The 879-nt window shown below is 74.3% G+C and carries 1 protein-coding gene; it reads left to right on the plus strand.

Features of this window, described 5'->3' with window-relative positions; translation table 11 throughout:
- Window positions 1-173 precede the first annotated feature (173 nt).
- Window positions 174-791, plus strand: coding sequence for a DUF3106 domain-containing protein (locus Z164_RS0119515; RefSeq protein WP_043691122.1), 618 nt, complete (start codon window positions 174-176; stop codon window positions 789-791).
- Window positions 792-879: the final 88 nt, after the last annotated feature.

The following is an 879-nucleotide window of genomic DNA, read 5'->3' on the forward strand; positions in this document are numbered from 1 at the left end:
CCGCAGGCGTGCAAAAGCCGCTCTCATCCGGCGCTGCGCGCCACCTTCTCCCGCTTGCGGGAGAAGGGACGAGATGCGCCCGCTTGCGGGAGAAGGGACGACATCCACCGGCTTGCGGCAGAAGGGACGGCTCCGGCGCTGCAGCTCGAACGTCGATATCCCCTCGCGCCGCCGTGCCGAAGGTCGCCCTGGCCGCCCTGCTGTGCCTGCTCGCGCTGCCGGCCTGGGCGCAGGCCTTGCCGCAGGCGTTGCGGACGCTGCCGGCCGCCGAGCGCACCCGGATCGAAGCGCAGGCGCGGCAATGGGCCGCGCTGCCGCCGGCGCAGCGAGAGGCGCTGCGCCAGCGCATGGCGCAATGGGATGCGTTGCCGCTGCCCGAACGGCAAGCGCGGCGCGCGGCCTGGGCGGTCTGGGAGACCCTGCCGGAAGCCGAGCGTGCCCGCCTGCGCGCCACCGCCGCCGCCTACGCCCGCATGCCGGAAGCCCAGCGCCGCGAACTTGCCGAGCGCTATGCCGCGCTCGACGCGCTCGAGCGCGAGGGCTGGGGCCTGGGCACCGTGCTCGGCGCCGAATGGCCGCAGTTGCACGGCCTGTTCGCGCTGGTGCCCGGCGACCAGCGCGCCGAGCTGCTGGCGATGCTGCGCGCCCTCGACGAACGCGCCCGCGCCGACCTGGCGATCGTCGCCCAGCGCACCCCGCCCGAGGAGCGCGACGCCCTGCGCCGCAAGCTGCTGTCGATGCCCGCGCCGGTGCGCGCCGACTGGCTGCGCGGGCAGGCCTCGCCGGATTAGCCGTATCGGCATTCGCCGCGCAAAGGCGATCCTTTCCATGCTGTTTTTCCCTTCCCCCGCAAGCGGCGAGCACCCTGTTTTCCCTTCC

Origin of the sequence: Luteimonas huabeiensis HB2 (assembly GCF_000559025.1) — a bacterium.
Taxonomy (GTDB): Bacteria; Pseudomonadota; Gammaproteobacteria; order Xanthomonadales; family Xanthomonadaceae; genus Luteimonas; species Luteimonas huabeiensis.